At 67.4% G+C, this 4233-nt stretch carries 2 protein-coding genes; both read left to right on the forward strand.

The genetic code is table 11. The features are described 5' to 3' along the window. The coding region (gene dnaE / locus BRAS3809_RS00780) for a DNA polymerase III subunit alpha (RefSeq protein WP_035654786.1) at nt 1–3493 on the forward strand (3493 nt) is incomplete at its 5' end. Nucleotides 3494–3671: 178 nt separating this feature from the next. Further along, nucleotides 3672–4233: caspase family protein (locus BRAS3809_RS00785; RefSeq protein ID WP_035654789.1), on the forward strand; the 562-nt coding region annotated here is incomplete at its 3' end.

Here is a 4233-nt window from a genome sequence, read left to right on the forward strand (position 1 = left end):
CCACTCCGCCTATTCGCTGCTGAAGGGCTCGATCAAGATCGCCAAGCTCGGCGAGCTCGCCAAGGCCGACCGCCAGCCGGCGCTGGCGCTGACCGACACCGACAACATGTTCGGTGCGCTCGAATTCTCCGACAAGATGGCGGGCTATGGCATCCAGCCGATCGCCGGCTGCGAGCTCGCGATCGATTTCGGCGACATGGATCCGAATGCGCGCAATGCGGGCGCGGTCGCGCAGCCCTCGCGAATCGTCCTGCTGGCGGCGAAGGAGGAGGGCTACCGGCATCTGATGCGGTTGAACTCGCGGGCGTTCCTGGAGACGCCGACGCATCAGGCGCCGCACATCAAGTTCGACTGGCTGACCGAGGGCGTCGACGGTTTGATCGCGCTGACGGGCGGACCGGACGGCCCGATCTCGCTCGCGCTCCAGCACGACATGGCGGCGCTGGCCGGACAGCGCTGCGAGCGGCTGGCGGGCCTGTTCGGCGATCGGCTCTACATCGAACTGCAGCGCCACGGCGCGGAGCGTGAGCGCCGCGTCGAGGGTGGGCTGATCGATATCGCCTATGACAAGGGCCTGCCGCTGGTCGCCACCAACGAGCCGTATTTCGCCAGCTCCGAGGACTACGAGGCGCATGACGCCCTGTTGTGCATCGCCGGCGGCCATCTCATCGCCGACACCGACCGCGTGCAGCTGACGCCGGACCACCGCTTCAAGACCCGCGCCGAGATGGCGGTGCTGTTCGCCGACCTGCCGGAGGCGCTGGCCTCGACGGTGGAGATCGCCGAGCGCTGCTCGTACCGGCCGCGCACGCGCAAGCCGATCCTGCCGTTCTTCACGGTTGGCGCCGGCTCCGGCGATGCCGTCGACGCCGCCAGCGCCGAGGCGGCCGAGCTCAAGCGGCAGGCGGAGGAGGGCCTGGAGCGGCGGCTGAAGGTGCACGGCATGGCGCCGGGCATGACGGAGGAGGACTACCAGAAGCGGCTGGCGTTCGAGCTCGACGTCATCATGCGCATGAAGTACGCGGGCTACTTCCTGATCGTGTCGGACTTCATCAAATGGGCCAAGGCGCACGGCATACCGGTCGGCCCGGGCCGCGGCTCCGGCGCCGGCTCGCTGGTCGCGTGGGTGCTGACCATCACCGACCTCGACCCGATGCGGTTCGCGCTGCTGTTCGAGCGCTTCCTCAATCCCGAGCGCGTGTCGATGCCGGACTTCGACATCGACTTCTGCCAGGACCGCCGCGGCGAGGTGATCTCCTACGTGCAGCAGCGCTACGGCCGCGACCAGGTGGCGCAGATCATCACCTTCGGGACGCTGCAGGCGCGCGGCGTGCTGCGCGACGTCGGCCGCGTGCTGCAGATGCCCTATGGCCAGGTCGACAAGCTGACCAAGCTGGTGCCGCAGAACCCGGCCGCACCCGTCACGCTCGCCGCCGCCATCGAGGGCGAGCCGAAGCTGCAGGCGTTTCGCGACGAGGATCCGGTGGTGGCGCGCGCCTTCGACATCGCGATGCGCCTGGAGGGCCTGACGCGGCACGCCTCGACTCATGCCGCGGGCATCGTCATCGGCGACCGGCCGCTCAGCGAGCTGGTGCCGATGTATCGCGATCCCAAATCGGACATGCCGGTCACCCAGTTCAACATGAAATGGGTCGAGCCGGCCGGCCTCGTGAAATTCGACTTCCTCGGCCTGAAGACGCTGACGGTGCTCGACGTCGCGGTGAAGCTCTTGAAGCAGCGCGATATCCATGTCGATCTCGCGACCCTGCCGATAGACGACGCGCCGAGCTACCAGATGCTGGCGCGGGGCGATGTGGTCGGCGTGTTCCAGGTTGAAAGCCAGGGCATGCGGCGGGCGCTGATCGACATGCGCCCGGACCGCTTCGAGGACATCATCGCGCTGGTGGCGCTGTATCGCCCGGGCCCGATGGCCAACATCCCGACCTACTGCGCGCGCAAGCACGGCGAGGAGGAGCCGGAATATCTGCATCCGATCCTGGAGCCGATCCTTAAAGAAACCTTCGGCGTCATCATCTACCAGGAGCAGGTGATGCAGGTCGCGCAGCAGATGTCGGGCTATTCGCTCGGCGAAGCCGACCTGCTGCGCCGTGCCATGGGCAAGAAGATCCGCGCGGAGATGGACAAGCAGCGCGTCCGCTTCGTCGAGGGCGCCGTCAAGAACGGCGTGCCGAAAGATCAGGCCGACACGATCTTCGACCTGCTCGCCAAGTTCGCCGACTACGGCTTCAACAAGTCGCACGCCGCCGCCTACGCGCTGGTATCGTACCACACCGCCTACATGAAGGCGCATTATCCGGTCGAGTTCATCGCGGCATCGATGACGCTCGATCTGAACAACACGGACAAGCTGTCGGAATTCCGCGCCGAGGCGCAGCGCCTCGGCATCAAGGTCGAGCCGCCGTCGATCAACCGCTCGGGACCGACCTTCGAGGTCAGCGGCAACACCATCTTCTACGCGCTCGCCGCGCTCAAGGGCGTCGGCCCGCAGGCGATCGAGATGATCGTCGAAGCGCGCAACAAGGGCGGGCCGTTCACCTCGCTCGCCGACTTCGCCAGCCGCGTCAGTCCGCGCGCCATCAACAAGCGCATCATCGAGACGCTGGCGGCGGCCGGCGCCTTCGACTGCCTCGACAAGAACCGCGCCCGGGTGTTCGCCGGCGCCGACGCCATCGTCGCCGCGTGCCAGCGCGCCAACGAGGCGGCGACCTCCGGCCAGAACGACATGTTCGGCAACGCCGCCGACGCGCCGGCGATCATCCTGCCGAACATCGAGAACTGGTTGCCGGCCGAACGTCTCCGCCGCGAGTACGACGCGATCGGCTTCTTCCTGTCGGGCCATCCGCTCGACGACTACGCGGCCGCGCTGAAGCGGTTGCGGGTGCAGAGCTGGGCGGAGTTCTCGCGCGCGGTGAAGACCGGCGCCACGGCCGGCAAGGTCGCGGCCACCGTGGTGTCGCGCATGGAGCGGCGCACCAAGACCGGCAACAAGATGGGCATCATGGGTCTGTCGGACCCGACCGGTCATTTCGAGGCCGTGCTGTTCTCGGAGGGCCTGGCGCAATATCGCGACGTACTCGAGCCCGGCGCCGCCGTGCTGCTGCAGCTCGGCGCCGAGCTGCAAGGCGAGGACGTCCGCGCCCGCGTGCTGCATGCCGAGCCGCTCGACGAGGCCGCTGCCAAGACGCAGCGCGGCCTGCGCATCTTCCTCCGCGATACCAAGCCGCTCGATTCGATCGTCAAGCGGCTGCAGGGGCCGGAAGAGGGCGCGGCCAACGGCAATGGCGCGGCAGCCAAGGGCGTCGCAGCGCCGCCGCCGCGGGCTGCAGCCGGCGAGGGTGAGGTCTTGCTGGTGATGATGCTGGACCTCGAGACGGAAGTGGAAATGAAGCTTCCCGGCCGCTTCAAGGTTTCGCCACAAATCGCAGGCGCCATCAAGGCCGTGACCGGCGTGGTCGAGGTGCAGCAGCTCTGACGTCAGCGGTGGTTTTTCGACGAGGCGGCCATGATCAGGCGGTTCCGCGCGGGGAACACGGGGACGAAGGAACAAAAAAGCTGCAACTCCGCTGTTCCGGCATGCCTCCGTTCAACCGCGGTTCAGCCACCCGCGTGCTGTATCCGGGGCAGGTGCCTCGATAAGGGTTCGAACCGTCATGCGCTTGGCCAAGATCAACTCTCGCACCGTCGTCGGCGTCGTGCTCTGCCTGCTCGCGCTGGCTGCTTTGCCGCGTCCTGCCGCAGCGCAGCAGCCCGCGCCGGAGAAGCGCATCGCGCTGGTGATCGGCAATGGCGCTTATCCCAAGGGCGCGCTCGCCACGGCGGCCAATGACGCCGGCCTGATCGCTCAGACCCTGCAGGCAGCCGGCTTCGACGTCGTCGGCGCGCGCGATCTCGACGCCGATACGCTGCGCAAGAGTTTTCGCGATTTCATTCACAAGGCCCAGTCGTCCGACGGTAACACCGTGGCGATGGTCTATCTCGCCGGCTATGGCATGCAGCTCGCGGGAGAGAACTACTTCATGCCGGTCGACGCCAATATCGGCAGCGAGGTCGACATCCCGACCGAAGGCCTGCGCCTCAGCGACTACATCCGCCAGCTCGCCGCAACGCAGCTCAAGGCCGGAATCGTCGTGCTCGACGCGGCTCGGCAGCAGCCCTTCGTCACGAATGGTTCGACGATCGCGGGCGGGCTGGCGCTGGTCGAGCCCGACAACA

Origin of the sequence: Bradyrhizobium sp. STM 3809 (assembly GCF_000239795.1) — a bacterium.
Classification (GTDB): Bacteria; Pseudomonadota; Alphaproteobacteria; order Rhizobiales; family Xanthobacteraceae; genus Bradyrhizobium.